This is a genomic window from Kitasatospora azatica KCTC 9699 (genome assembly GCF_000744785.1).
GTDB classification, from domain to species: Bacteria; Actinomycetota; Actinomycetes; order Streptomycetales; family Streptomycetaceae; genus Kitasatospora; species Kitasatospora azatica.
On record NZ_JQMO01000003.1, the window covers coordinates 1,942,852 to 1,968,027 of the forward strand.

Below are 25,176 nucleotides of genomic sequence, written 5' to 3' on the forward strand. Positions count from 1 at the left end.
ACTGGGTGATGGTTCGTGAGTACTGCTTCGGCGTGGAAAGCGTTCTTGAGTCTGGTGTGTCGGGCACGTTGTTGGGTCCTGAGGGAACGGCCGTATGGTCTGAACCTCGAGGATGCCGGTCCCACGGACAGTACTCGTTTTCGGGTGGTGTAGGTGGGTGTCTGGTCGTTGTTTGAGAACTGCACAGTGGACGCGAGCATCTGTGGCCAAGTTTTTAAGGGCGCACGGTGGATGCCTTGGCACCAGGAACCGATGAAGGACGTGGGAGGCCGCGATAGGCCCCGGGGAGCTGTCAACCGAGCTTTGATCCGGGGGTGTCCGAATGGGGAAACCCGGCAGTCGTCATGGGCTGTCACCCGCACCTGAACACATAGGGTGCGTGGAGGGAACGCGGGGAAGTGAAACATCTCAGTACCCGCAGGAAGAGAAAACAACCGTGATTCCGGGAGTAGTGGCGAGCGAAACCGGATGAGGCTAAACCGTATTGGTGTGAGACCCGGCAGGGGTTGCCGATACGGGGTCGTGGGAAAGTTCTTCAGTCGTCTGCCGGCGGCTGGGTGAGTCAGAAACCGTTGGTGTAGTCGAAGGACATGCGAAAGGTCCGGCGTAGAGGGTAAGACCCCCGTAGACGAAACATTAGCGGCTCACTTGAGCTTCTCCCAAGTAGCACGGAGCCCGAGAAATTCCGTGTGAATCTGGCGGGACCACCCGCTAAGCCTAAATATTCCCTGGTGACCGATAGCGGATAGTACCGTGAGGGAATGGTGAAAAGTACCGCGGGAGCGGAGTGAAATAGTACCTGAAACCGTGTGCCTACAAGCCGTGGGAGCGTCGTTGGTCTTCGGACCAGCCGTGACTGCGTGCCTTTTGAAGAATGAGCCTGCGAGTTTGCGGTGTGTAGCGAGGTTAACCCGTGTGGGGTAGCCGTAGCGAAAGCGAGTCCGAATAGGGCGTTTGAGTTGCATGCCCAAGACCCGAAGCGGAGTGATCTAGCCATGGGCAGGTTGAAGCGCGGGTAAGACCGTGTGGAGGACCGAACCCACCAGGGTTGAAAACCTGGGGGATGACCTGTGGTTAGGGGTGAAAGGCCAATCAAACTCCGTGATAGCTGGTTCTCCCCGAAATGCATTTAGGTGCAGCGTCACGTGTTTCTTGCCGGAGGTAGAGCACTGGATAGGCGATGGGCCTCACCGGGTTACTGACCTTAGCCAAACTCCGAATGCCGGTAAGTGAGAGCGTGGCAGTGAGACTGTGGGGGATAAGCTCCATGGTCGAGAGGGAAACAGCCCAGAACACCGACTAAGGTCCCTAAGCGTGTGCTAAGTGGGAAAGGATGTGGAGTCGCAGAGACAACCAGGAGGTTGGCTTAGAAGCAGCCACCCTTGAAAGAGTGCGTAATAGCTCACTGGTCAAGTGATTCCGCGCCGACAATGTAGCGGGGCTCAAGCACACCACCGAAGTCGTGTCATTCACAGAATACGTCCAACGACGCTGTGGATGGGTAGGGGAGCGTCGTGTTCCGGGTGAAGCGGCCGAGGAATCGAGTCGTGGACGGGATACGAGTGAGAATGCAGGCATGAGTAGCGATACAAGAGTGGGAAACTCTTGCGCCGATTGACCAAGGGTTCCTGGGTCAAGCTGATCTGCCCAGGGTAAGTCGGGACCTAAGGCGAGGCCGACAGGCGTAGTCGATGGACAACGGGTTGATATTCCCGTACCCGCTTTGAAGCGCCAACGCTGAACCTCTGAATGCTAAGGCCGTGAAGCCGGCCCGGAGTCTTCGGACAAAGGGACGTGGTGGAGCCGCTGATCCGACAGGGTATTAGGTGAGCGATGGGGTGACGCAGGAAGGTAGTCCAGCCCGGGCGGTGGTTGTCCCGGGGTAAGGGTGTAGGCCGAGTGGTAGGCAAATCCGCCACTCTTTAAGGCTGAGACCTGATGCCGAGCCGATTGTGGTGAAGTGGATGATCCTATGCTGTCGAGAAAAGCCTCTAGCGAGTTTCATGGCGGCCCGTACCCCAAACCGACTCAGGTGGTCAGGTAGAGAATACCGAGGCGTTCGGGTGAACTATGGTTAAGGAACTCGGCAAAATGCCCCCGTAACTTCGGGAGAAGGGGGGCCGGAACTGGTGGAGGCACTTGCTGCCCGAGCTGGGGCCGGCCGCAGAGACCAGCGAGAAGCGACTGTTTACTAAAAACACAGGTCCGTGCGAAGCCGTAAGGCGATGTATACGGACTGACGCCTGCCCGGTGCTGGAACGTTAAGGGGACCGGTTAGCTTGGATTCGTCCGGGCGAAGCTGAGAACTTAAGCGCCAGTAAACGGCGGTGGTAACTATAACCATCCTAAGGTAGCGAAATTCCTTGTCGGGTAAGTTCCGACCTGCACGAATGGCGTAACGACTTCTCGACTGTCTCAACCATAGGCCCGGTGAAATTGCATTACGAGTAAAGATGCTCGTTTCGCGCAGCAGGACGGAAAGACCCCGGGACCTTTACTATAGCTTGATATTGGTGTTCGGTTCGGCTTGTGTAGGATAGGTGGGAGACTTTGAAGCCTTGACGCCAGTCTTGGTGGAGTCGTCGTTGAAATACCACTCTGGTCGTGCTGGATGTCTAACCTGGGTCCGTGATCCGGATCAGGGACAGTGTCTGGTGGGTAGTTTAACTGGGGCGGTTGCCTCCTAAAGGGTAACGGAGGCGCCCAAAGGTTCCCTCAGCCTGGTTGGCAATCAGGTGTTGAGTGTAAGTGCACAAGGGAGCTTGACTGTGAGACCGACGGGTCGAGCAGGTGCGAAAGCAGGGACTAGTGATCCGGCGGTGGCTTGTGGAAGCGCCGTCGCTCAACGGATAAAAGGTACCCCGGGGATAACAGGCTGATCTTCCCCAAGAGTCCATATCGACGGGATGGTTTGGCACCTCGATGTCGGCTCGTCGCATCCTGGGGCTGGAGTAGGTCCCAAGGGTTGGGCTGTTCGCCCATTAAAGCGGTACGCGAGCTGGGTTTAGAACGTCGTGAGACAGTTCGGTCCCTATCCGCTGTGCGCGTAGGAGTGTTGAGAAGGGCTGTCCCTAGTACGAGAGGACCGGGACGGACGAACCTCTGGTGTGCCAGTTGTCCTGCCAAGGGCATGGCTGGTTGGCTACGTTCGGGAGGGATAACCGCTGAAAGCATCTAAGCGGGAAGCCTGCTTCGAGATGAGCACTCCCACCTCCTTGAGAGGGTAAGGCTCCCAGTAGACGACTGGGTTGATAGGCCGGATGTGGAAGCCCAGTAATGGGTGGAGCTGACCGGTACTAATAGGCCGAGGGCTTGTCCTCAGTTGCTCGCGTCCACTGTGTTGTTCTGAAACAACGACCCCATCCCGTTTGGTCGCGGGGATGGTGCGGCGACAGTTTCATAGTGTTTCGGTGGTCATAGCGTGAGGGAAACGCCCGGTTACATTCCGAACCCGGAAGCTAAGCCTTACAGCGCCGATGGTACTGCAGGGGGGACCCTGTGGGAGAGTAGGACGCCGCCGAACAATCATTCAGAAGGAGCCCCTTTCCAGGAGACTGGAAAGGGGCTTCTTCGCGTTCCGGGCCTGTTCTCCCAGCTGACGCGGCGTAAGGTCGCAGACATGGCCATCCACAGCACCGAAACTCTCACCCCCGAGGACCTCGCCACCGCCCGCACCGTCCTTGCGGCCGCCATTGCCGCCGACGGTCGCGAGGCCGTCTCCGAGGCCGGCCGCCTCCGGCTGCGTGCCGACGCCCCCAGGCCCGGCGTCCACCACCTCATCCAGACCCATGAGTCCGCTCCCGCCGGTTACGCCCAGCTGGAAGCCCCGGAAGCCCGGGAAGCCACCGCCACCGCCGAGCTCGCCGTCCACCCCGGGCTGCGGGGCCAGGGCTTGGGCCGCAGCCTGGTCGAGGCCGTGCTCGCCGAGGCCGGCCCGGCCCGTACCGTCGACTTCTGGGCCCACGGCGGCCACCCGGCCGCCCGGCGCCTGGCCGAGCGGTTCGGCGCCGAGCTGGTCCGCGAGCTGCGGCAGATGCGCCGCACCGGCCCGGCTCCGGCGGCGGTGCCGCTCCCCGAGGGTGTGACCCTGCGGACCTTCCGTCCGGGCCTGGACGACGAGGCCTGGCTCCGGCTCAACGCACTGGCCTTCGCCCACCACCCCGAGCAGGGCTCCTGGACCGCGCAGGACCTGGCCGACCGGCTGGCCGAGCCGTGGTTCGACCCGAACGGCTTCTTCCTCGCCATCCGGAACGACCAGCTGGTCGGCTTCCACTGGACCAAGGTCCACCCGGCCACCGCCACCGAGCCGGCGCTCGGCGAGGTCTACGTGGTCGGCGTCGACCCGGCCGAGCAGGGCAGCGGCCTGGGCCGGGCGCTGACCGCGGCGGGTCTGCGGCATCTGGCTGACGATCGGGGGCTGGAGACGGTGCTGCTCTATGTCGATGCCGACAACCCGGCCGCCGTGCGGGTATATGAACGAGTGGGGTTCACCATCCACGAGGTGGACCTGATGTACCGGGTCAAGTCGGGCTGACCGGCCGCTCGGGGCTGACCGCCCGGGCCGACCGCCTCAGCTTTCCTCCTGGCCATGCGGTGTTTACCGTGGATTCAATTGACGCCGCGAAGATCACAGGATGACGTCCGTAGTGTCTCGCTCCCGCAGCTTGGGTCACGCTGCTCGGTCCGGTCGGATAACGACCGCACCGGGCGGTTGGCTCTACCCGCAGCGGTCGGCGGGAGCTGAGGAGGCCGAGCACGCGGACCTCACGCCGGAGGAGCTGGAACCCATGAGCATCACCAACGCGCTCGGCCTCTCGCTCGACAAGCTCCACGAAGGTGAGCTCGAGGAGCTTCCCCAGGGTCGCTTCCTGGACCGCGAGCGCAGCTGGCTGGCGTTCAACGAGCGGGTGCTGGAGCTGGCCGAGGACCCGGAGGTCCCGCTGCTGGAGCGGACCAAGTTCCTGGCGATCTTCGCCAGCAACCTGGACGAGTTCTTCATGGTCCGGGTGGCGGGTCTGAAGCGCCGGATCGCCACCGGGGTGGCCACCCGCAGTGCCTCCGGTCTGCAGCCGCGTGAGGTGCTGGACCAGATCTGGACCAGATCGCGGGAGTTGATGGCCCGGCACGCGGCCACCTTCCAGCACGACGTGCTGCCGGACCTGGCGTCCGAGGGGATCGAGCTGGTCCGCTGGGCGGAGCTGACCGACAAGGAGCAGGCCCGCCTGCACACCCTGTTCCGGCAGCAGATCTTCCCGGTGCTGACCCCGCTGGCGGTCGACCCGGCGCACCCCTTCCCGTACATATCGGGCCTGAGCCTGAACCTGGCCGTCGTGGTGCGCAACCCGGTCTCCGGGCACAAGCACTTCGCCCGGGTGAAGGTTCCGCAGTCGCTGATGCGCTTCCTGGAGGCCTCCCCGCAGCGCTACGTCCCGTTGGAGGACGTGATGGGGGCGCATCTGGAGGAGCTGTTCCCCGGCATGGAGGTGCTGGACCACCATGCCTTCCGGGTCACTCGCAACGAGGACCTGGAGGTGGAGGAGGACGACACCGAGAACATCCTCAAGGCGCTGGAGAAGGAACTGATGCGGCGCCGGTTCGGCCCGCCGGTGCGCCTGGAGGTGGAGGAGTCGATCGACCCCTACATCCTCGACCTGCTGGTGCGGGAGCTGAACATCACCCAGGCGGAGGTGTTCCCGCTGCCGGGTCCGCTGGACCTGACCGGGCTGTTCGGGATCGCCGGGCTGGACCGGCCGGAGCTGAAGTACCCGAAGTTCGTGGCCGGCACCGCGCGCGGGCTGACCGATGTCGAGTCGGCCTCGCAGCCGGACATCTTCGCGGCCATGCGCGAGCGCGACGTGCTGCTGCACCACCCGTACGACAGCTTCTCCACCTCGGTGCAGGCCTTCCTGGAGCAGGCGGCCGCCGACCCGCACGTGCTGGCGATCAAGCAGACGCTGTACCGCACCTCGGGCGACTCGCCGATCGTGGACGCGCTGATCGACGCGGCCGAGTCCGGCAAGCAGGTGCTGGTGCTGGTCGAGATCAAGGCGCGGTTCGACGAGCAGGCCAACATCAAGTGGGCCCGCAAGCTGGAGGAGGCCGGCTGCCATGTGGTGTACGGCCTGGTCGGGCTGAAGACGCACTGCAAGCTGTCCCTGGTGGTCCGCCAGGAGGGCGAGACGCTGCGCCGCTACGCGCACGTCGGGACCGGCAACTACCACCCCAAGACGGCGCGGCTGTACGAGGACCTGGGTCTGCTGACCTCGGACCCGCAGGTCGGTGCGGACCTGTCGGACCTGTTCAACCGGCTGTCCGGCTACTCGCGCCGGGAGTCCTACCGTCGCCTGATGACCGCGCCGCGCGGGCTGCGGGACGGCCTGATCGCGCGGATTTACAACGAGATCACCAACCACCAGGCCGGCCTGCCCGCGTACGTGAAGCTCAAGGTCAACTCGATCGTGGACGAGACCGTGATCGACGCGCTGTACCGGGCCTCGCAGGCGGGTGTGCCGGTGGACGTCTGGGTGCGCGGGATCTGCGCGATCCGTCCCGGGGTGGCCGGGCTGAGCGAGCACGTCCGGGTCCGCAGTGTGCTCGGCCGTTTCCTGGAGCACTCCCGGATCTTCGTCTTCGGCAATGCGGGAGATCCTGAAGTCTGGTTCGGCAGCGCGGATATGATGCACCGTAACCTGGATCGGCGGATCGAGGCCCTGGTCCGGGTGGCCGACCCGGCGCACCGTGCGGAGCTGTCCGGGCTGATCGATCTCGGCATGGCGGAGGAGACCGCCTCCTGGCACCTGGGTCCGGACGGGGCGTGGTCCAGACGGAGCCAGGACGCGGACGGTCACCGTCTGCGGGACATCCAGGAGCTGCTCATCGACTCGCGCCAGCGGCGCCGGAGCCCTGCCGGCGCGCTCTGACCATCCGTCACCTGCCCTGGGAATCCGGCCTGTCCACGGGGGACGGCCGGACACGGGGGAACGGGGAGTACCCACGACATGACTGACGCGCCCATGACGGCCTCGGCGTCCACCGCGACCGCCGGGGAGGTCCTCTCCAGGTATCTGACCGAGCAGGCAGGCAACTTCCTGCGCGCGCTGCCGCAGGCCGTGGGCGAGGCGGGGGCCCGGCCCGGCACCCTGCCCTCGCTGAACTCGCCGGCGGTGAGCCCGTCAGCCGGGCCCGCCGGGACCGGGGAGCTGCTGCGGGCGGTGCGGCGGATCGGCGGTGCGCTGCACACCTTCGGGTCGCTCTTCGACCCGTCCTGGGCGGAGGAGTCACGGGCCGAGCTGCGCTGGCTGCTCAACCTGCTGGCGCAGGAGCCGGCCTTGCTGCGGCGGTCGGCGCGGCTGCTCACGGCCTTGGACACGCTCAGTGCGACGGACCGGGCGGGCGAGGCCGGGGGCCCGGGCATGCTGGCCGGGCACCAGGGGGCGCCGAAGGCGCGGGCGCTGCTCGACCGGCAGCTGACGCTGGCCAGAACCCGGGCGCACAGTGCGGTGCTGCAGGAGCTGCGGTCGGCGAGGCTGCACGCGCTGGCGGACCGGATGACGCTGCTGGTGGGTGAGGCGCCGTTGCTGGCGCCGGCGGGTGGCCGGGTGGCGGAGGTGCTGCTGCCGCAGGCGGAGGTGGCGTTCGGCGCGCTGGTGGGCGCGGTGCAGGCGCTGCCGCTGCAGCGGGCGGCCACCGCGTACCAGGGGGATGCGCTGCATCGGCTGGGCCCTGCGGTGGTGAAGTCGTCGGGCGCGCCGGTGCCGTCGCAGGGCCGGTCGGCGGTTGCGGGCGGTGCGGGCGCTGGGGACGCGGACAGTGCTCTGGCGGCCGACGACGCGCCGTGGCACCGGGTGCGGATCCTGGTGAAGCGGGCCAGGTACGCGGGGGAGGTGTGCGGGCGGTCGGGCCGGGAGCTGGAGGGGTTGGACCAGGTGCTGGACCGGCACCAGGAGGCGGCGGACGCGGCGGTGACGGCCGCGACGGCGGCGCGCACCCCGCGGATCACCCCCGCGACGGCGTATGTGCTGGGCGTGGTGCATGCTGATCAGCGACTGGAGGTCGAGGCGGCACGGTACGCCTTCGGCTGCCAGTGGCCTTCCCTCTCCTTCGGCCTGGACGGCTGGGAGGGGTCCCCCGCACCTCGGATGGCATGAATGGGCGAGCAGTACCAGCAAGGCGGCGGTCGGCAGGAGCCCGGTCCGCGGATGATCGCGGCGGGTCCCGCCCAGGCGGGGGAGCGAGCCGGCCAGCTGGTGCGCAAGCAGCTGCGCGAGGCGAAGCGGCAGGGGCTGTGGACGGGGCCGGGGCGCGGTGCGGCGGCCAAGGCCGGTGGGCACCGGCCGAGTGCCCGCAAGGGTGGTCAGGGCAGCACGGTGCTGGCGGCCGGGGCGGTGCTCTGGCTGCCGGGCGAGCCGCGCAAGGACGGCAGTGGGCTGCGCAAGCCGCGGATCGCGTTGATCCACCGGCCCAAGTACGACGACTGGAGCCTGCCGAAGGGCAAGCTGCTGGCGGGGGAGACGCCGTGGCAGGCGGCGCTGCGTGAGGTGGAGGAGGAGACCGGGCTGGTCTGCCGGCTGGTCGCCCCGCTGCCCGCGCAGCACTACCTGGCGCAGGGCCGGCCGAAGGAGGTCCGGTACTGGGCGGCGGTGCCGGTGCGCGGGGAGTTCCGGCCGAACCGGGAGGTGGACCGGATGAAGTGGCTCAAGCCCGCCAAGGCGCGCGCCAAGCTGACCCATGACCGGGACCGGGTGCTGATCGACGCCCTGTTGGAGCACCTGGGCTGTTAGCCGCGCTGTTCGCCGCAGTGACGGCCTGGCGTTACCTGACGGCGTGTCTTGGCCGAATCCTTGCCGTGATGCAACCGTGACTACCGGCCGGTGTTTCCTGGCATCCTTTCGAGGTTCACTCTCCGTTCATTTGTGACCGGCTGACGCGTCACCTGCCCCGCTTAGTTTCGGTCCTACCGGAGGGCCGTAGAGGCCCCGGACCACAGCTCGTCCGCCCCGCCAGGCCAAGCCCGGTCGGCAACGCGGACTGTGCCAAAGAAAGGGACACCCTGTGAAGCTCCAGCGGAACGGCCGCTCCAAGGCCCTCGCCATCGGTGCCGTGGCGCTCGTCAGCTCGCTGTCGCTCGCGGCCTGCGGCTCCGACAACAACACCAACGGCGGCGGCGGCTCCGCGGCCCCCAGCGGCGGCACCTCGGCCGCCGCGATCAAGTGCGCCGACAAGCAGGCCCCGATGCTGGCCGCTGGTTCCACCGCGCAGGGCACCGCGATCGACGTGTGGAAGACCGCCTTCGGCGCGGCCTGCTCCGGCAGCACCCTGAACTACAGCGGTGGCGGCTCGGGTGCCGGTGTCCAGCAGTTCAACCAGGGCAAGGTCACCTTCGCGGGCTCCGACTCGGCGCTGAAGCAGGCCGACATCGACGCCTCCAAGGCGGTCTGCACCGGCGGTCAGGGCATCGACCTGCCGATGGTCGGCGGCCTGGTCTCGATCATCTTCAACGTGGACGGCGTCGACAAGCTCACCCTGGACGCCCCGACCATCGCCAAGATCTTCGACTCGCAGATCACCAAGTGGAACGACCCGGCGATCGCCGCGCTGAACCCGGGCGTGACCCTGCCGGCCGCCGACATCCAGGCCTTCCACCGCTCGGACGACTCGGGCACCACCCAGAACCTGACCGCGTACCTGGCCAAGGCCTCGGGCGGCGCCTGGGCCTACCCGGCCAGCAAGACCTGGGCGGGCAAGGGTGGCCAGTCGGCCGCGCAGAGCGCGGGCGTCTCGGGTCAGGTCAAGTCCGTGAAGAACTCGATCGGCTACGCCGAGCTGTCCTACGCCCAGCAGAACAGCCTGAAGAGCGCCGCGATCGCCACCGGTGCGAGCAAGCCGGTCGAGGCGACCGCCGCCAACGCCGCCACCACGATCGCCACCGCGAAGTCGGCCGGTGCCAGCAACCCGAACGACCTGGCGCTGAGCCTGGACTACGCGACCAAGACCGAGGGTGCCTACCCGATCGTCCTGGTCACCTACGAGATCGTCTGCGACAAGGGCAACAAGCCGGAGACCCTCGACACCCTGAAGTCGTTCCTGAACTACACGATCAGCGACGGCGGCCAGGCGGCCATCGGTGACAAGGGCTACGTGCCGCTGCCCAAGGAGGTCTCCGACAAGGTGAAGACCGTCATCCCGACCCTCGCCTGACCTCAGCAGTACCGGCAGTACCAGCAGTAACTGAACCACCGGCCGGCGGTCCCGCTCAGGGGGAACGGGACCGCCCGCCGGATCTCTCGTCCGCACACCACTCGTCCGGGGCACCGCCGCCATGGTGCCGCCCCCACCGGGGCAGCGCCGCCAGACCGGAGTAGAACTTCATGACTTCCTCGCCCCCTGGCTCCTCCAGGGACCGCAGTCCAGCGTCCACCGACTCACCCAGGCGTCGCAGCTCCCTGCAGGGGAACAGCCGTCGGGGTGACAGCATTTTCCTCGGGGCCTCCGCCGGCTCCGGCATCCTGCTGCTGGTCATCATGGCCGCCATCGCCGGCTTCCTGATCTACCGCAGCGGGATCGCGATCAGCAAGGACCAGACGAACTTCTTCACCACCTTCGAGTGGAGCCCGGACCAGCTGAAGCCGAGCTTCGGCATCGCCGTGCTGGTGTTCGGCACGGTGGTCTCCGCGGCCATCGCGATGGTGATAGCGGTGCCGGTGGCGATCGGGATCGCGCTGTTCATCTCGCACTACGCGCCGCGCCGGATCGCCCAGCCGTTCGCCTACCTGGTGGACCTGCTGGCGGCCGTGCCCAGCATCGTCTACGGCCTCTGGGGCGCGCTCTTCCTGGTGCCGCACATGGCCGGACTGAACAGCTGGCTGGACGAGTACCTCGGCTGGACCTACATCTTCAAGCTCAGCCACCACGGTGCCCCGGCGCGCAGCCTGTTCACCGTCGGCATCCTGCTGGCGATCATGGTCCTGCCGATCATCACCGCGGTCAGCCGCGAGGTGTTCCGCCAGGTGCCGCGGATGCACGAGGAGGCGGCGCTGGCGCTCGGCGCCACCCGCTGGGAGATGGTCCGCACCGCGGTGCTGCCGTTCGGCCGCCCCGGTGTCATCTCGGCCTCGATGCTGGGCCTGGGCCGCGCGCTCGGCGAGACCATCGCGGTCGCCACCGTGCTGTCCGCCAGCAACGTGCTCTCGCTGCACATCCTGGACGCGGGTGGCGGCACCTTCGCGCAGAACATCGCGCTGAAGTTCGGTGAGGCCGGCTCGGTCGGCAAGGACGCGCTGATGGCCTCCGGCCTGGTGCTGTTCGTGATCACTCTGCTGGTGAACGGCGCGGCGCGGATCATCATCGCCCGTCGCAAGGAGTACTCGGGGGCCAACGCATGACGACCGCGACCTCTGTGTCGGACCGCTCCCCGGTCCCGCAGCTCAACCGCCGGCTGACCAGCGCCCGGCTGCCCCGCTGGGCACCGGCCGGCGTCGCCGTGCTCTCCATCGCGCTCGGCTGCGCGATCGGCGCCGGCGCCGGCCTGGCCAGCCACCTGCAGTGGGGCCTGATCGCCGGGCTGCTCTTCGTGGCGATCAGCTACGTGGTGGCGGCCAAGGTCGAGGGCGCCCGGCAGGCCAAGGACCGCTTCGCGACCTCGCTGGTCTGGATGGCCTTCGTGCTGGCCGTGGTGCCGCTGGCCTCGCTGCTGATCTACACGATCCAGCAGGGCGCGTCCGTGGTGGACGGCAACTTCCTGAGTCACTCGATGCGCGGGGTGCTCTCCTCCGGACCGGGCGGCGGCATCTACCACGCGCTGCTCGGCACCCTGCTCCAGGTCGGCCTGGCCACCGCGATGGCCGCCCCGATCGGTCTGCTGACCGCCGTCTACCTGGTGGAGTACGGCCGTGGCCGACTCGCCGCGGTGGTCACCTTCTTCGTCGACGTGATGACGGGTATCCCGTCGATCGTCGCCGGTCTGTTCATCCTCTCCGTCTGGAACCTGGCGCTGGGCTTCGACTACTCCGGCTTCTCGGGCAGCCTCGCGCTGGCCATCCTGATGATGCCGGTCGTGGTGCGGTCCACCGAGGAGATGCTCAAGCTCGTTCCGAACGAGCTGCGCGAGGCCTCGTACGCCCTGGGCGTGCCCAAGTGGAAGACGATTCTGCGGGTCGTGCTCCCGACCGCGATCGGCGGCATCACCACCGGTGTGATGCTGGCGGTGGCTCGAATCACTGGCGAGACCGCACCGGTGCTGATGCTGGTGTTCGTCTCCGACTCGATCAACTCGGACCCGTTCAACGGTCCGCAGATGAACCTCCCGGTCTACATCTGGCAGCAGTACGGGTACAACAACCAGTACGGGTACGCCCGCGCCTGGGGTGCCGCGCTGGTGCTGATCGCCTTCGTGATGGGCCTCAACCTCCTCGCCCGGGGTATCGCCCGGTGGCGCTCGCCCAAGTCCGGCCACTGACCGTCCGACTGACGTAGAAACAGACGAGAGAAGAAGAAAGATCATGGCAAAGCGCATCGACGTCAGCGGACTGTCCGCCTTCTACGGTGGCACCAAGGCCATCGAGGACATCTCGATGACCATCGAGCCCCGCTCGGTGACCGCCTTCATCGGCCCCTCCGGCTGCGGCAAGTCCACCTTCCTGCGCACCCTCAACCGGATGCACGAGGTGATCCCCGGCGCCCGGGTCGAGGGCAAGGTCCTGCTGGACGACGAGAACCTGTACGCCTCCAACGTCGACCCGGTGGCGGTGCGCCGCACCGTCGGGATGGTCTTCCAGCGCCCGAACCCGTTCCCGACCATGTCCATCTACGAGAACGTGGTGGCCGGCCTCAAGCTGGCGGGCGTCAAGAAGAAGTCCGTGCTGGACGGCGTGGTGGAGAGCTCGCTCAAGGGCGCCAACCTGTGGAACGAGGTCAAGGACCGGCTGAACAAGCCGGGTGCGGGCCTGTCCGGCGGTCAGCAGCAGCGTCTGTGCATCGCCCGGGCGATCGCGGTGGAGCCGCAGGTGCTGCTGATGGACGAGCCCTGCTCGGCCCTGGACCCGATCTCCACGCTGGCCATCGAGGACCTGATCGGTGAGCTCAAGTCGCAGTTCACCATCGTCATCGTGACCCACAACATGCAGCAGGCGGCCCGGGTCAGCGACCGCACCGCCTTCTTCAACCTGGCCGGGGTCGGTCAGCCGGGGAAGCTGGTCGAGCTGGACGACACCCAGCGGATCTTCTCCAACCCGTCGGTGCAGGCGACCGAGGACTACATCTCCGGCCGCTTCGGCTAAACGGCGATGGCAAGCTGCCCTTCGGTGCTGCATGGCGGTGCCGCCGCAGGGCATGAGTAGGGCCCGCCCTCGGGACGCGAGGGCGGGCCCTGACTCGTTTCTGCCGTCCGTCGGCTGCCGCTAACCGAAGATCAGGTGGGTGATCCCGTAGACGGCCGCCGCGACCAGGCCCGCGGCCGGCATGGTGATGAACCAGCCGAGCACGATGTTCTTGGCCACGCCCCAGCGGACCGCGCGGACCCGCTTGGTGGCGCCCACGCCCATGATCGCAGAGGTGATCACGTGGGTGGTGGAGATGGGGGCCTTGAAGACGTACGAGGTGATGTACATGATCGTCGCGGCGGTGGACTCGGCCGCGAAGCCCTGCGGCGGGTCCAGCTCGATGATCTTGCGGCCCAGGGTGCGCATGATCCGCCAGCCGCCCGCGTAGGTGCCCAGGGAGAGCATGGTGGCACAGGAGATCTTGACCCAGATCGGGATCCCGTTGCCGGTTTGGTGACCGGAAATGGTCAGGGCCATCACCACGATGCCCATGGTCTTCTGGGCGTCCTGCAGACCGTGGGCCAGCGCCATCGCGGCGGCCGAGGCGGTCTGCGCGACCCGGAAGTTGCGCTTGGCCCGGTGCGGGTTGGCCCGCCGGAAGATCCACAGGATCGCCAGCATCACCAGGTAGCCGGCCACCAGGCCGACCACCGGCGAGACGATCATCGGAATGATGATCTTGTCGATCACGCCGGACCAGATCACCGTGGTGCCGCCGGCCAGTGCCGCGCCGACCAGCCCGCCGAAGAGCGCGTGCGAGGAGGAGGACGGCAGGCCGAAGTACCAGGTGGTGAGGTTCCAGGTGATCGCACCGACCAGCGCACCGAACAGGATGGTCATGCCCTGGCTGCCGTGCGGGGTCTCGATCAGGCCCTTGGAGACCGTCTGCGCCACCCCGCTGCCCAGGAAGGCGCCGGCCAGGTTCATCACGGCGGCCATCGCGAGGGCGGCCTTGGGAGTCAGCGCCCGGGTGGAGACCGAGGTGGCGATGGCGTTCGCCGAGTCGTGGAAGCCGTTGGTGTAGGTGAAGAAAAAGGCCACGCCGAGGACGACGATCAGGGCTGGCATGTCCACGCTGGTCAGGACTCCTTGACGGTGATGGTCTCCACCGTGTTGGCCACGTGCTCGAAGGCGTCGGCGGCCTCCTCCAGAACGTCGACCACCTGCTTGAGCTTGAGCACCTCGATCGCCTCGTACTGACCGCTGAACAGATGGGCGAGCAGCTTGCGGTGGATCTGGTCCGCCTGGTTCTCCAGCCGGTTGACCTCGATCCAGTACTCGTTCAGGCCCGACATGCTGCGCAGGTTCGGCATCGCCTCGGCGGTCAGCTCGGCGGCCCGCGCCAGCACCTCGATCTGCTGCTCGACGCCCTTGGGGAGGGTCTCGATGTCGTAGAGCACGACCAGGTCGACCGCCTCCTCCATGTAATCCATGATGTCGTCCAGCGAGGAGGCCAGGTTGTAGATGTCCTCGCGGTCGAAGGGCGTGATGAAGGAGGAGTTGAGCTGGTGGAAGATCGCATGAGTGGTGTCGTCGCCCGCGTGCTCGGCGGCGCGCATGCGCTCGACGATCTCCGCGCGGGCTGACACGTCTGAGCCCAGCAGTTCCAGCAGGAGCTTCGATCCGACGACGAGGTTCTCCGCGGCGGCGGCGAACATGTCGTAGAAGCTCGTCTCCTTCGGGGTCAGGCTAAAACGCACGGATATCTCCGATGTGCGGGGGACGGACTGAACGATGCTAGGTGTTCCGCTCCATGATTGTCCCAACGGGGTAGCACGTCGTGGACACAGAGGGAATCGGATGCTCCCCTTCCGGTCACAGGCTGACCAGAATCCATTGGTCCCTCGTACGTCGGCGTACCGGGTGCGGAGCACAAGTCTGACGGAAGGCCGGCGCGATTACCCCCCTCCGGTGCGCCCGGATCCCGATCAGCCCCCGGACGGGGGAACCCGGGCGCCGGCCCCGGTGCGGGACACTAGGAGCACCGGCGGCGATCGGCCGGACGACGACGAGAGCGGGGCAGGCCGATGAGCACCGACACCACCGAGAGCACCGACACGGCTGGCACGGCGGGTGCGGCCGAGGCGGCGGGAACGCCCGGCACGGCGGGTGCGGCCGGCCACCACGGGCCGCACGGCTACAGCTCGCACAAGGCGGACCACCTCAAGCGGCTGCGCCGGATCGAGGGCCAGGCCCGCGGGCTGCAGCGGATGGTCGAGGAGGACGTCTACTGCATCGACATCCTCACCCAGGTCTCGGCCACCACCAAGGCGCTGCAGTCCTTCGCACTCTCGCTGCTGGAGGAGCACATCAAGCACTGCGTGGCGGACGCCGTCAACGAGGGCGGCGAGGCGATGGACGCGAAGGTGGCCGAGGCGATGGCGGCGATCAGTCGGCTGCTGCGGAGCTGATCCGGTCCTCGTCGTTCTCGTCGGGTGCTGCCGGTTCCGCCGGGTCGGCTCCCGATCCGGACTGGCTGAGCAGCACCTCGTCGATCCGGGCGGTGGGCAGTCGGTCGGCGGGGGAGTCGGTGGCGGCGATCATCAGCTCGCCGGTCAGCTCGATCTCGTCCAAGGCCGCGCTCTCGTGGCCGACCGTACGATCCGCGGAGGACGACACCCTGCACCACCCCTTCAGCGCCCGCACACCGGGGCGGCAGCCACCCTCCCCCAGCCTAGGGAGTGCCGGCCCCGCTCCCCATGGCACGGACGGGCCATCTCTGCCGCGCAAACGGGTGGCTGCCCGTCAGAGGCATGGACATGACGGACTGTCACCTCGCCGGCCGGCCACTTGGGCGGCCGGTCACTTGGGCGAGCTGGTGTCCTTCATCTCGACCACGTCGGCGGCGGCCGGCTCGGCCACCTCGACCTTGGCGCCGAACTCACTGAGCGTCAGCATCGAGGTCACCTTGACCAGGTCCTTGGCGTCCTTGGAACCGGCCACCCCGGCGAAGGTGAAGACCTCGACGGCCTTGTGCAGTCGGCCCTGGGAGTCCAGCCAGGCCTCGAACGGCACCTCCTTGACGGTGAAGGTGGTGGCCGCCATCCGCAGGCCGTTCGCCGCCTGGCCGCCGGTCGCGTCGGCGGCCTTGGCCAGGTCCAGGGTGCCCTTGTAGTGCTTGAGCGGGACCCCGTCCACCGTCTCGTCGCCGACCTCGGTGGCCTGCTGGGCGCCGCGCAGCGCGCCGGCGGCGGTGGCCGGGTCGGTGGCGCCGTTGCTGATCAGGTTGCCGTCGGCGAGCTGACGGACATCCAGCTTGACCCACTTGCCCGCGGGCACCTTGGCGCCGCTGTTCTGCAGGAAGACGATGCCCGGCTCGACCACCTCGACCACCTTGCCGGTGGTGGCCGCGCCCGGCGGCACCTGCACCTCCAGCCGACCGATCCGCTTGACGTAGTCGTAGGGGCCGCCGCCGGAGAAGGCGGCCTTCTTGTCGCCGGACTCGGTGGTCAGCTGGGTGGCGGCCTTCGCGGAGCCGCTGCGCCCGGTGATGTCCGCAGCGTTGCGCACGGCGGTCAGCGGGTCGTCGGCCAGCTTGTCGGCGACCGGGCTGTGGCTGGCCCCGTCACCGGCGCCGGAGTCCGAGGAGCCGCCGGAGGCGCCACTGCAGGCGGACAGCGCGGCCGCGAGCAGCGTGGCGGCGGCGACCGTCCTGGCAGACGTCTTCAAGGTGAACTCAACCCCCATGGTGATCTCAACCCCCTCGGGCCGGACGGCCGACGGGCCGCGCCTCTGGACGGGCGGGGCCGGTACTGGCAGAACGACCGGCTGGGCGGCGAGTTACGCGCCACCCGGCGTGCGGCTGCGAACGCGCGCCGGTGCAGTACCGTGGACGGCGTGTGGGTGACCTCTCCCGAACCCGGTCCGCTGGTGCCTGGACCCGACACGGCCGCAGGTCACCGGGTGGAGGTCACCGAGCGAGGCTCGTTCGCTCTCGCGCTGTGCAGCTGCGGCTGGTCGGCGCCCGCCCGTCGTTCGCGGGACAAGGCCAGGCGGGACGCGGCCGCGCACCTGGCGGAGCCGGTCGGCTGACGGCGGCGGATCTGCGGGCCGCTCTAGCGCAAGTCGCTCTCGTTCGGGCTGTTGCGGGGTTTTTCAGGCTGCGAGGTCGGACTCGGGAGCCGGCTGCTGCTCGGGGTGCCCCTCGCGGCGGCGGTTGCGGCCGCGGCGCGCGGTCCGCTTCGGGGCGGCGGTGACCAGCGGGGCCAGCACCGAGCGGGTCAGCGCATGGCAGAGCGGTACCAGCACCGCCATCGCGATCGGCGCCAGCAGCAGCACCACGGCGGCGGCCAGGGCGTAGCCGCCGAGCACGTCGGTCGGGTAGTGCACGCCCATGAACATCCGGCAGAAGCCCTGCAGCAGGGCCAGCACGCCGGCGATCGCGCCGAGCCGCCGGTTCACCAGGAAGAGTGCCACCGCGACCGCCATCGACATGGTCGAGTGGTCGCTGACGAAGGAGTGGGTGCCGGCCTTGCCGGCCACCAGGACGTCCAGCCCCGGGTGGCTCACGAACGGGCGGGGGCGGTCGACGATCGAGGCGATCGGCAGGTTGGCCAGCTCGGCCACCACCACCGAGAGCGGGGCCCAGAGCACCCCGGCCACCGCCACCGGCGCGTCCGGTCGGCGCCGGGCCCGCAGCCAGCCGACCGTGCACAGGGTCAGCAGGCCGAACAGGATGCCGTACTCGCCGACCCAGGAGACCAGGGAGTCCAGCCAGCTCGGGGCGGCCTTGGCCCACCCGTTGACGGTGTAGAGCAGTTCGAGGTCGGGGTTGCCGGTGTCGGCCAGCAGCATCGACACGCCGTACCTCCTGTGCTCCGTTGGTCTTTCCGGTGCTTCTGGTCCTTCTGGTCCTTCGCGGGAGCAGCCTACTTGACGTGGTGCGGACGAACTGGCTGGCCGTCAGGACTTCGCCGGGGAGGAGGGGGTGGGGCTGGGGGCGGTGGTGTTGAGGGTCGAGCCGCCGTGCCCGTCCAGTGTCGAGCCGCCGGTGATGGTGCCGTCGGGCGCCCGGTTGGGGAGGGCGGCGGCGCCGTCCTGGGTGACCCGGGTGGCGCCGATGTAGTCCTTCTGGTCGATGGTGTCGTAGCGCACCACCGCGCCGGTGTGCGGGGCGTCGATCATGTAGCCGCCGCCGACGTAGATGCCGACGTGGTGGATGCTGCGCGGGTCGCTGAGGTCGGTGGCGAAGAAGACCAGGTCGCCCGGGCGCAGTTGGTCACGTGAGGGGTGCTGGCCGGCGTACCACTGGTCGTTGGCGACCCGGGGCAGCGAGATGCCGACCGAGGCGAAGGCCACCTGCATGAGCCCGGAGCAGTCGAACCGGCCGTCCTCGCCGGTGCCGCCCCACTCGTAGGGGGTGCCGAGCTTGGTCTGGGCGAAGTAGATGGCGCCGGAGGCCTGCTGAGAGACCGCCACCGGTGCGGTGGCGGCGGTGAAGCTCTGCGCCAGGGACTTGATCGAGCGGACGTAGCCCTGGGTCTCGGCGAAGGGCGGGACGCCCTGGTACTTGAGCACCCAGTCCGAGCCGGCGTTGTAGGCGGCGAGCAGGTTGGCCTGCCGGTCACCCGGGACGCCGACGGTGGCCCGGGCCATCGCGCAGTCGTAGAGCGCGGCGCTGGGGATGGCGTCGGCCGGGTCCCACGGGTCCTTCTTGCCGTCGCCGTTGCCGTCCACCCCGCTCTCGGTCCAGGTGGCGGGCATGAACTGGGCGATGCCCTCGGCCCCGACGCCGCTGCGGGCCAGCGGGTTGAAGCCGCTCTCCTGGTAGAGCTGGGCGGCCAGCATCGGCGGCGAGATCTCCGGGCACTTGGTGCCCCACTGCTGGATCAGGCCCTGGTACGCCGCCGGCACCGTCCCGGGGGCGAGCGCCAACCCCACCCCGTTCGACTGCTGCGAGACCCCGCTCGCCGCGTACGTCCCGACCCCCACCAGCAGCAGGAAGCCGATTGCAACAGCTCCCGCTGCGGCCGCCGCTCGAGACCCATTCCGGAGTACCATCAGCACCATCCCGATGCAGTGTCAGAGTGCTTGTGGTCCAGGAGCTTTTGGTCGTGCGGCCTGGACCGGGAGCCTCCGGCGCGGCGTCGGAACGCATATGCCCCCCGCACGCGCCAGGTCGATCGGCCGACACCTCCACGAGTCTGCTGCAAGGCGTTGCTCAGCGCAATCATCGGAGATACAAAGAGTGAGCGCTATCCTTCGTACAGTGGACATCCTGGCGTACGTGTCCTATGCCTCGCGACCAATCCTTCAGAAGTAGCCAAGTCGACATCAGATCTGGCCAAGAATAGGTCCCAGCCCTTCGCACTCCTGAGGTGAGGGGCCTTGAATTGCCTGATCGGGCGGTGAGACAGGAATGCACGTGGGTGACACAGTGAGCAGTGTGGGCAACACCGTGAATGGATACGCAGGCGGCCTGCTGGCCGCGGATCCGCCCAAGAAGGGCAACATCGACACCATTATCGGTGGGATCGCCCCGGATTGGGGGCCATTCGCCACCCTCGGGTCGGAGGCCCGGATCATGGTGGAGGTGGTGATGGCGGTCGCCATCCTGGCCTGCCTGGCGATCGCGGTCTGGGGTGCGGCCAAGCAACGGATCGGCGCCACCGCGATGCGCGACACCTTCAGCGCCGAACAGGGCAAGGGGCTGATCATCGCCGGGCTGACCGGCGTGTTCATCATCGGATCGCTGGGCACTCTGTTCACCATTGTGTACGGCATGGCCATCTGACGATCAGACAGTCGACCCGGATCGTAATGCTGGAGCCCATCCACCGGCTCCCCGTCCCAGGAGGGCCGCCGTGCCGTTGCCCGACGACCAGCCGCACACCCGAACGCGGCTGCCGGTCGGCGAACAGGCCTCCGCGCAGCCGCCGGGCCGTCAGCCCCGCCCGCTGCGCACCCTGCTGACGGTGCTGGTGGTGGTCACCCTGTTGGTGTTGGCCATCTCGATCGCCAACAGCGACAAGAAGACCGGCTCGGTAGCGGGCGGCGGCCACTCAGCCGCCGCCGTACCGCCGGGCGCGACCGCACCCACCGCGCCCAGCGGCGACCAACCGGTCACCGCCACCAGCAACGGGATCGGCACCGGCTACCCGCACACCGAACAGGGCGCCCAGTCGGCCGCGGCCAACTACGCGGTGGCGCTGGGCAGTGCGGACATGTTCCGGGCCGACGGGCGCCGCACCGTGCTGACCGCGATCGCGGACCCGGCGGTGGCGGACAGCCTTCGCGCCCGCTACGACCAGGCGATCACCCCCGACGTCCTGGCCCACCTGGGCCTGGACGCGCAGGCCAAGGCGCCGAGCGGCCTGACCTTCGTCAGCCGCAGCACGCCGATCGGGACCAGGACCGAGGGCTACACCGCCGACACCACCAAGGCGATGGTCTGGTACGTGGGCCTGATCGGACTGGCCGGCAGCGGGTCGACGCTGCCGGTGCGGGAGAGCTGGAACACCCTGACGCTGACCCTGCACTGGGTCGGCGACGACTGGAAGATCACCGACTTCAGTCGGCAGAGCGGGCCGGCCCCCGTCCCCGCCGACCAACAGGCCGCCACCGCCGACGAGATCACCGGCGCCGTCCAGCAGTTCGGAGGCTTCCGCTATGCCCGCTGACGAACCGCAGCCCGCGACGGCCCGCCGCGCGCTGACCCTCGGCGGGGTGGTGGCGACGGTGCAGCTCGGGGCGATGCTGGCGGCGCAGCGCGCCTTCGCGGCGCCGAGCGCCCCGCCCTCGGGCGGCGCGAGCCCGTCGGCCACCCCCAGTCAGAAGCCATGTGACTTTCCGCTCCCGGGCGCCGACACGGTCTGTGGAAGTAACAGCGGCGGCAGCACACTCCCCGGCTCCTCCACCGTCGGCTCCGTCACCGACCCCCTCGGCTCTCTCGCCAAGTCCTGTGCGCAGGCCGCCGCCTGGGTGGTGCGCAACCTCTCCGGGGGGATCGACAAGACCACTCAGGTGGACTTCACCAATACCGATTTCCTCGCGCAGTACTCCGTCGTGTTCGCCGCTTCCACCGTGCTCACGCTGGTGCTCTGGCTGCTGGCCGTCACCAAGCGGGCGGTGCGCGGGGTGCCGTTGACGCAGGCGTTCTCGGAGGCGATCGGGTTCCTCTGGCTGACCGTCATCTCCTCGGCGTTCACTCCGCTGATCCTGTACACCCTGGTGGGTGCGACGGACGGCTTGACGACGGCGATCGCGGCGGGGACCAAGTCGGACACCGGTACCTACCTCGGCGGGTTCGCGGACACCTTGGAGCACGGCTCGATCGGCGGTGGGCCGCTGATCCTGGTGCTGGTCTCGTTGGTCGCGGTGCTGGCCGCGGTGGTGCTCTGGATCGAGCTGTGGATCCGCACGTTGATGCTGTACGTGGGCGCGCTGCTGGGCACCGCGGTGTATGCGGGGCTGGTGGACAAGCAGTTGTGGAAGCACGTGCGCCGCTGGGCCGGTCTGATGGCCGCGATCGATCTGGCCAAGCCGGTGATCGTGATCATCCTGGGTCTGGCCAGTGCGTTGGCGGGCGGCGCCGGGGCCACGGACGACTTCGCCCGGGTGCTCGCGGGTCTGGGGATCCTGTTCCTGTCGATCTTCGCGACGACGGCGATCTACCGCTTCATCCCGGGCTTCGGGGACGAGATGCTGCAGCTGCGCAACGCCCGGGCGAGCGCGGTCAGCGCCGGCTCGGCGATGATCAGCGGGCCGGCCAACCTGGTCAAGCAGGGCATCTCGACGCACGGTTCGCGCGGTGGCGCGGAGACCGCCTCGGCGTCCGGCGGCACGGGTGGCAGCTCGGCCGCGGCCGGCATCGCCGCGCACGGCTCGCGCACCCCCGCGCCACCGGCCCAGCCGGCCGCCCCGACCCCAGCCCAGAACCCAGCGAAGGGAGGCTGACCGCACCATGACGAGCGAACCGCTCGGCCAGTACGGGGGCCAGTACGGCCAGCCGTATGTCCACCAGCGTCGCACCTACTTGATCGGCAAGGCCCGGCCGAACGCCCCGATCGGGCGCAACCGGGAGTCCGGGGAGATCATGCTGATCATCTTCGGTGCCTTCCTCGGCATGCTCTGGGGCCTGCTGATGCCGATCCTGCCGCTGCGGATCGCCGGGCTGGTCGGCCTGCCGTTGCTGGCCATCGCCGCGGTCTACGTCCCGTACCGGCGCCGGACCTTCTACAAGTGGGTGGAGATCAACCGCACGTACCGGCGCACGCTGCGCAGTGGGCGGGCCGTCTGGCAGTCCAGCGCGATGGACGCCGGTACCCGTTTCGACGGCCGCGAGATCGAGGTCGGTCCGCCGCCAGGGGTGGGGCGGCTGCGCTGGTTGAGTGCGCCGTTCGGCCCGGACGAGGTCGGGGTGCTGATGCACCTGGAGCGCCGTACGGTCACCGCCGCGATCGAGATCGAGGGCCCGGGCGTCGGCCTGCGGGACTCGGAGGACCAGGAGGCGCTGGTCGACCGGTTCGGCACGCTGCTCAAGCACGTGGCCAACGGGGACGGCTTCGTGACCCGGCTGCAGATCCTGGCCCGCACCCTGCCCGCCGATCCGGACGCGCACGCTAAGGACGTCGAGCGGCGCGGCGACCACGACGCCCCGCGCTGGCTGCAGGACTCCTACGACCAGTTGCAGTCGATGGTCTCCACTTCCTCCGAGCAGCACCGGGCCTACCTGGTGGCCTGCATGCACTACAACCGGGACCTGGCCGCCGAGGCGCACGCGATGGGCCGCACCGCCACCGGCGAGCGGGCCCGTGACGACGAGGGTCTGGCGGCCGTGATGGCCCGCGAACTCACCGACATCTGCGCCCGGTTGGCGGAGGCCGACATCCGGGTGCGGCAGCCGCTGGGCCAGGCCCGGCTCTCCTCGCTGCTGCACTCGATGTACGACCCGGACCACCCGATCGACCACATCCAGGCGATGAGCCGGCGCAACGCCTGGCCGGCCGAGCTGGACGCCACCCACCCGCAGTACCTGCAGGCCAAGACCCGGGAGTCGCAGACCCGGGAGCCCTGGTGCCACGCCACCGCCTGGATCAAGGAGTGGCCGCTCACCCCGGTGGGCGTCAACTTCCTGGCCCCGCTGCTGGTCCACACCCCGGACGTGATCCGCACGGTGGCGGTCACCATGGACCTCGAACCCACCGACGTGGCGATCGAGCGGATGCTCACCGAGAAGACCAACGACGAGGCCGAGGCCAGTCGGGCGGCCAAGATGAACCGCACCGTCGACCCGCGCGACCTGGCCCACACCGGCCGGGTCGACCAGCGCGGCGACGACCTGGCCTCCGGAGCCGCCGGGGTCAACCTGGTCGGCTACATCACGGTCTCCTCCCGCAACCCCGAGGCGCTGGCCCGCGACAAGCGGACCATCCGGGCCTCGGCCGGCAAGAGCTACCTGAAGCTGGAGTGGTGCGACCGCGAGCACCACCGGGCGTTCGTGAACACCCTCCCGTTCGCCACCGGCATCCGCCGCTGACACCCTGGGGACCTCTGTGGCGATTGGCAATCTCTCCGACGCCTTCACCAGCCTGATGTTCGGCAAGGTGGAGACCACCCGGCTGCCGGTGCGGACCTCCACCGGCCAGGCCCAGGCCGTCTACCTGCCCACCGCCGCACCGGGGTTGGGCGACTCCGGGGTGATCATCGGCCGCGAGGTGTACAGCGGCAAGGGGTACGTCTACGACCCGTTCCAGCTCTACGGCCAGCAACTCCCGGCCCCGCACTGGCTGGTGCTCGGCGAGTCGGGCAACGGCAAGTCGGCGCTGGAGAAGACGTATGTGCTGCGCCAGTTGCGCTTCCGCGACCGGCAGGTGGTGGTGCTGGACGCGCAGGGCGAGGACGGGGTCGGCGAGTGGAACCTGATCGCCAACGCGCTGGGCATAAAGTCCGTCCGGCTGGACCCGATGGCGGCCCGTGACGGCGGCGTGAAGCTCAACCCGCTGGACCCGGCGATCACCACCACCGGCCAGCTCTCGCTGCTGCGCACCATCATCGAGGTGGCCATGGGCCGCAGCCTGGAGGAGCGGGCCGGGTTCGCACTGAAGGCCGCGCACGCCCATGTCCGCGCGACGGTGACGGACCGTCAGCCGATCCTCGGCGACATCATCGACACGCTGCGCCGCCCCGACCTGTCCTCGGTGGAGTCGCTCGGGGTGGATCCCGAGGAGGTCCAGTCCTGGGGCCTGGACGTCGCGCTGGTGCTGGACCGGCTGGTCGACGGTGACCTGCGCGGCATGTTCGACGGGTCGACCACCGATGGCATCGACCTGGACGCCCCGCTGATCGTCTTCGACCTCTCGCACATCGACCGCAACTCGATCGCGATGCCGATCCTGATGGCGATCGTCGGCGTCTGGCTGGAGCACACCTGGATCCGCCCCGACCGGAAGAAGCGGATCTTCCTGGTCGAGGAGGCCTGGCACATCATCAACAGCCCGTTCGTGGCCCAACTCTTCCAGCGCCTGCTGAAGTTCGGCCGCCGCCTGGGGCTGTCCTTCGTCGCCGTGGTCCACCACCTCTCCGACGTGGTGGACGGCGCCGCCGCCAAGGAGGCCTCGGCGATCCTCAAGATGGCCTCCACCCGGACCATCTACATGCAGAAGGCCGACGAGGCCCGGGCCACCGGACGGGTGCTCGGCCTACCCCGGTGGGCGGTGGAGATCATCCCGACCCTCTCCCCGGGCATCGCCGTCTGGGACGTCAACGGCAACGTCCAGGTGGTCAAGCACATCATCACCGAGGCCGAACGCCCGCTGGTCTACACCGACCGCGCGATGACCGAGGACGGGGTGGCCGAACGCATCCGCGCGGAGCGCCAGTTGGAGGCCCAGCCGGAGGTGTGAGGGCGGGGTCAGGGCGG

Annotated in this window: 21 protein-coding genes and 2 rRNA genes; 17 read left to right on the forward strand and 6 right to left on the reverse strand. The window is 68.5% G+C overall.

Features of this window, described 5'->3' with window-relative positions; translation table 11 throughout:
* Nucleotides 1-204 precede the first annotated feature (204 nt).
* The 10 genes from BR98_RS19260 to pstB all read left to right on the forward strand — a co-directional run bounded on the left by BR98_RS19260 (nucleotide 205) and on the right by pstB (nucleotide 13,274).
* Nucleotides 205-3,320 (forward strand): 23S ribosomal RNA (locus tag BR98_RS19260).
* 86 nt (nucleotides 3,321-3,406) lie between these two features.
* Nucleotides 3,407-3,523: ribosomal RNA gene (gene rrf / locus BR98_RS19265) — 5S ribosomal RNA — on the forward strand.
* A gap of 96 nt (nucleotides 3,524-3,619) precedes the next feature.
* Complete coding sequence (gene mshD, locus BR98_RS19270; RefSeq protein ID WP_035846333.1) at nucleotides 3,620-4,534, forward strand: mycothiol synthase; 915 nt, start codon at nucleotides 3,620-3,622, stop codon at nucleotides 4,532-4,534.
* Nucleotides 4,535-4,634: 100 nt separating this feature from the next.
* Nucleotides 4,635-6,920: an RNA degradosome polyphosphate kinase gene (locus tag BR98_RS19275; RefSeq protein WP_407639465.1), complete on the forward strand. Its 2,286-nt coding sequence runs from the start codon at nucleotides 4,635-4,637 to the stop codon at nucleotides 6,918-6,920.
* Nucleotides 6,921-6,998: 78 nt separating this feature from the next.
* On the forward strand, nucleotides 6,999-8,147 hold the full coding sequence (locus BR98_RS19280) for a CHAD domain-containing protein (protein WP_063774806.1): 1,149 nt from the start codon (nucleotides 6,999-7,001) through the stop codon (nucleotides 8,145-8,147).
* A 219-nt stretch (nucleotides 8,148-8,366) separates the two neighbouring features.
* Nucleotides 8,367-8,780: an NUDIX hydrolase gene (locus BR98_RS19285; protein WP_035853030.1), complete on the forward strand. Its 414-nt coding sequence runs from the start codon at nucleotides 8,367-8,369 to the stop codon at nucleotides 8,778-8,780.
* A 271-nt stretch (nucleotides 8,781-9,051) separates the two neighbouring features.
* The gene (gene pstS / locus BR98_RS19290; protein WP_035846336.1) at nucleotides 9,052-10,197 is read left to right on the forward strand and encodes a phosphate ABC transporter substrate-binding protein PstS; all 1,146 of its coding nucleotides are present in this window, start codon (nucleotides 9,052-9,054) and stop codon (nucleotides 10,195-10,197) included.
* 170 nt (nucleotides 10,198-10,367) lie between these two features.
* A complete protein-coding gene (gene pstC, locus BR98_RS19295) occupies nucleotides 10,368-11,381 on the forward strand; it encodes a phosphate ABC transporter permease subunit PstC (protein WP_035846339.1) in 1,014 nt (337 codons plus the stop codon).
* A complete protein-coding gene (gene pstA / locus BR98_RS19300) occupies nucleotides 11,378-12,454 on the forward strand; it encodes a phosphate ABC transporter permease PstA (RefSeq protein ID WP_035846340.1) in 1,077 nt (358 codons plus the stop codon). Before pstC ends, pstA begins: the two co-directional genes overlap by 4 nt.
* Before the next feature lie 43 nt (nucleotides 12,455-12,497).
* The gene (gene pstB / locus BR98_RS19305) at nucleotides 12,498-13,274 is read left to right on the forward strand and encodes a phosphate ABC transporter ATP-binding protein PstB (RefSeq protein WP_035846342.1); all 777 of its coding nucleotides are present in this window, start codon (nucleotides 12,498-12,500) and stop codon (nucleotides 13,272-13,274) included.
* 120 nt (nucleotides 13,275-13,394) lie between these two features.
* On the opposite strand, the gene BR98_RS19310 is transcribed toward pstB, so the two are convergent.
* A complete protein-coding gene (locus BR98_RS19310; protein ID WP_035846344.1) occupies nucleotides 13,395-14,390 on the reverse strand; it encodes an inorganic phosphate transporter in 996 nt (331 codons plus the stop codon).
* A gap of 5 nt (nucleotides 14,391-14,395) precedes the next feature.
* Nucleotides 14,396-15,016 carry a DUF47 domain-containing protein gene (locus BR98_RS19315; protein ID WP_035846346.1) on the reverse strand — a complete coding sequence of 207 codons (621 nt, stop codon included), beginning with the start codon at nucleotides 15,014-15,016 and terminating at the stop codon, nucleotides 14,396-14,398.
* 327 nt (nucleotides 15,017-15,343) lie between these two features.
* On the opposite strand from BR98_RS19315, the gene BR98_RS19320 reads away from it, so the two are divergent.
* The gene (locus BR98_RS19320; RefSeq protein WP_035846350.1) at nucleotides 15,344-15,727 is read left to right on the forward strand and encodes a metal-sensitive transcriptional regulator; all 384 of its coding nucleotides are present in this window, start codon (nucleotides 15,344-15,346) and stop codon (nucleotides 15,725-15,727) included.
* On the opposite strand, the gene BR98_RS19325 is transcribed toward BR98_RS19320, so the two are convergent.
* Nucleotides 15,705-15,935, reverse strand: coding sequence for a hypothetical protein (locus BR98_RS19325; protein ID WP_157537842.1), 231 nt, complete (start codon nucleotides 15,933-15,935; stop codon nucleotides 15,705-15,707). The genes BR98_RS19320 and BR98_RS19325 overlap by 23 nt on opposite strands.
* 183 nt (nucleotides 15,936-16,118) lie before the next feature.
* Complete coding sequence (locus BR98_RS19330) at nucleotides 16,119-17,003, reverse strand: LolA-like protein (RefSeq protein WP_051969933.1); 885 nt, start codon at nucleotides 17,001-17,003, stop codon at nucleotides 16,119-16,121.
* 150 nt (nucleotides 17,004-17,153) lie between these two features.
* Here BR98_RS19330 and BR98_RS36440 point away from each other — a divergent pair, with 150 nt between their 5' ends.
* Nucleotides 17,154-17,348, forward strand: coding sequence for a hypothetical protein (locus BR98_RS36440; RefSeq protein ID WP_157537843.1), 195 nt, complete (start codon nucleotides 17,154-17,156; stop codon nucleotides 17,346-17,348).
* 63 nt (nucleotides 17,349-17,411) lie between these two features.
* Here the strand turns inward: BR98_RS36440 and BR98_RS19335 are convergent, their stop codons facing one another.
* Together BR98_RS19335 and BR98_RS19340 are read right to left on the reverse strand one after the other, a co-directional pair.
* The gene (locus tag BR98_RS19335; RefSeq protein ID WP_035846355.1) at nucleotides 17,412-18,116 is read right to left on the reverse strand and encodes a phosphatase PAP2 family protein; all 705 of its coding nucleotides are present in this window, start codon (nucleotides 18,114-18,116) and stop codon (nucleotides 17,412-17,414) included.
* A gap of 102 nt (nucleotides 18,117-18,218) precedes the next feature.
* Nucleotides 18,219-19,316 carry a C40 family peptidase gene (locus tag BR98_RS19340; protein ID WP_083977521.1) on the reverse strand — a complete coding sequence of 366 codons (1,098 nt, stop codon included), beginning with the start codon at nucleotides 19,314-19,316 and terminating at the stop codon, nucleotides 18,219-18,221.
* Between the two features lie 418 nt (nucleotides 19,317-19,734).
* On the opposite strand from BR98_RS19340, the gene BR98_RS19345 reads away from it, so the two are divergent.
* The 5 genes from BR98_RS19345 to BR98_RS19365 all read left to right on the forward strand — a co-directional run bounded on the left by BR98_RS19345 (nucleotide 19,735) and on the right by BR98_RS19365 (nucleotide 25,159).
* A complete protein-coding gene (locus tag BR98_RS19345; protein ID WP_035853039.1) occupies nucleotides 19,735-20,049 on the forward strand; it encodes a hypothetical protein in 315 nt (104 codons plus the stop codon).
* A gap of 70 nt (nucleotides 20,050-20,119) precedes the next feature.
* Complete coding sequence (locus tag BR98_RS19350; RefSeq protein ID WP_035846357.1) at nucleotides 20,120-20,935, forward strand: hypothetical protein; 816 nt, start codon at nucleotides 20,120-20,122, stop codon at nucleotides 20,933-20,935.
* A complete protein-coding gene (locus tag BR98_RS19355) occupies nucleotides 20,925-22,211 on the forward strand; it encodes a hypothetical protein (protein ID WP_035846359.1) in 1,287 nt (428 codons plus the stop codon). Before BR98_RS19350 ends, BR98_RS19355 begins: the two co-directional genes overlap by 11 nt.
* Before the next feature lie 7 nt (nucleotides 22,212-22,218).
* Entirely contained in the window at nucleotides 22,219-23,793 is a 1,575-nt protein-coding gene (locus BR98_RS19360; protein WP_035846362.1) for an SCO6880 family protein, read from the forward strand.
* Between the two features lie 55 nt (nucleotides 23,794-23,848).
* Entirely contained in the window at nucleotides 23,849-25,159 is a 1,311-nt protein-coding gene (locus tag BR98_RS19365; protein ID WP_051971121.1) for an ATP-binding protein, read from the forward strand.
* The last annotated feature ends 17 nt before the right edge of the window (nucleotides 25,160-25,176 follow it).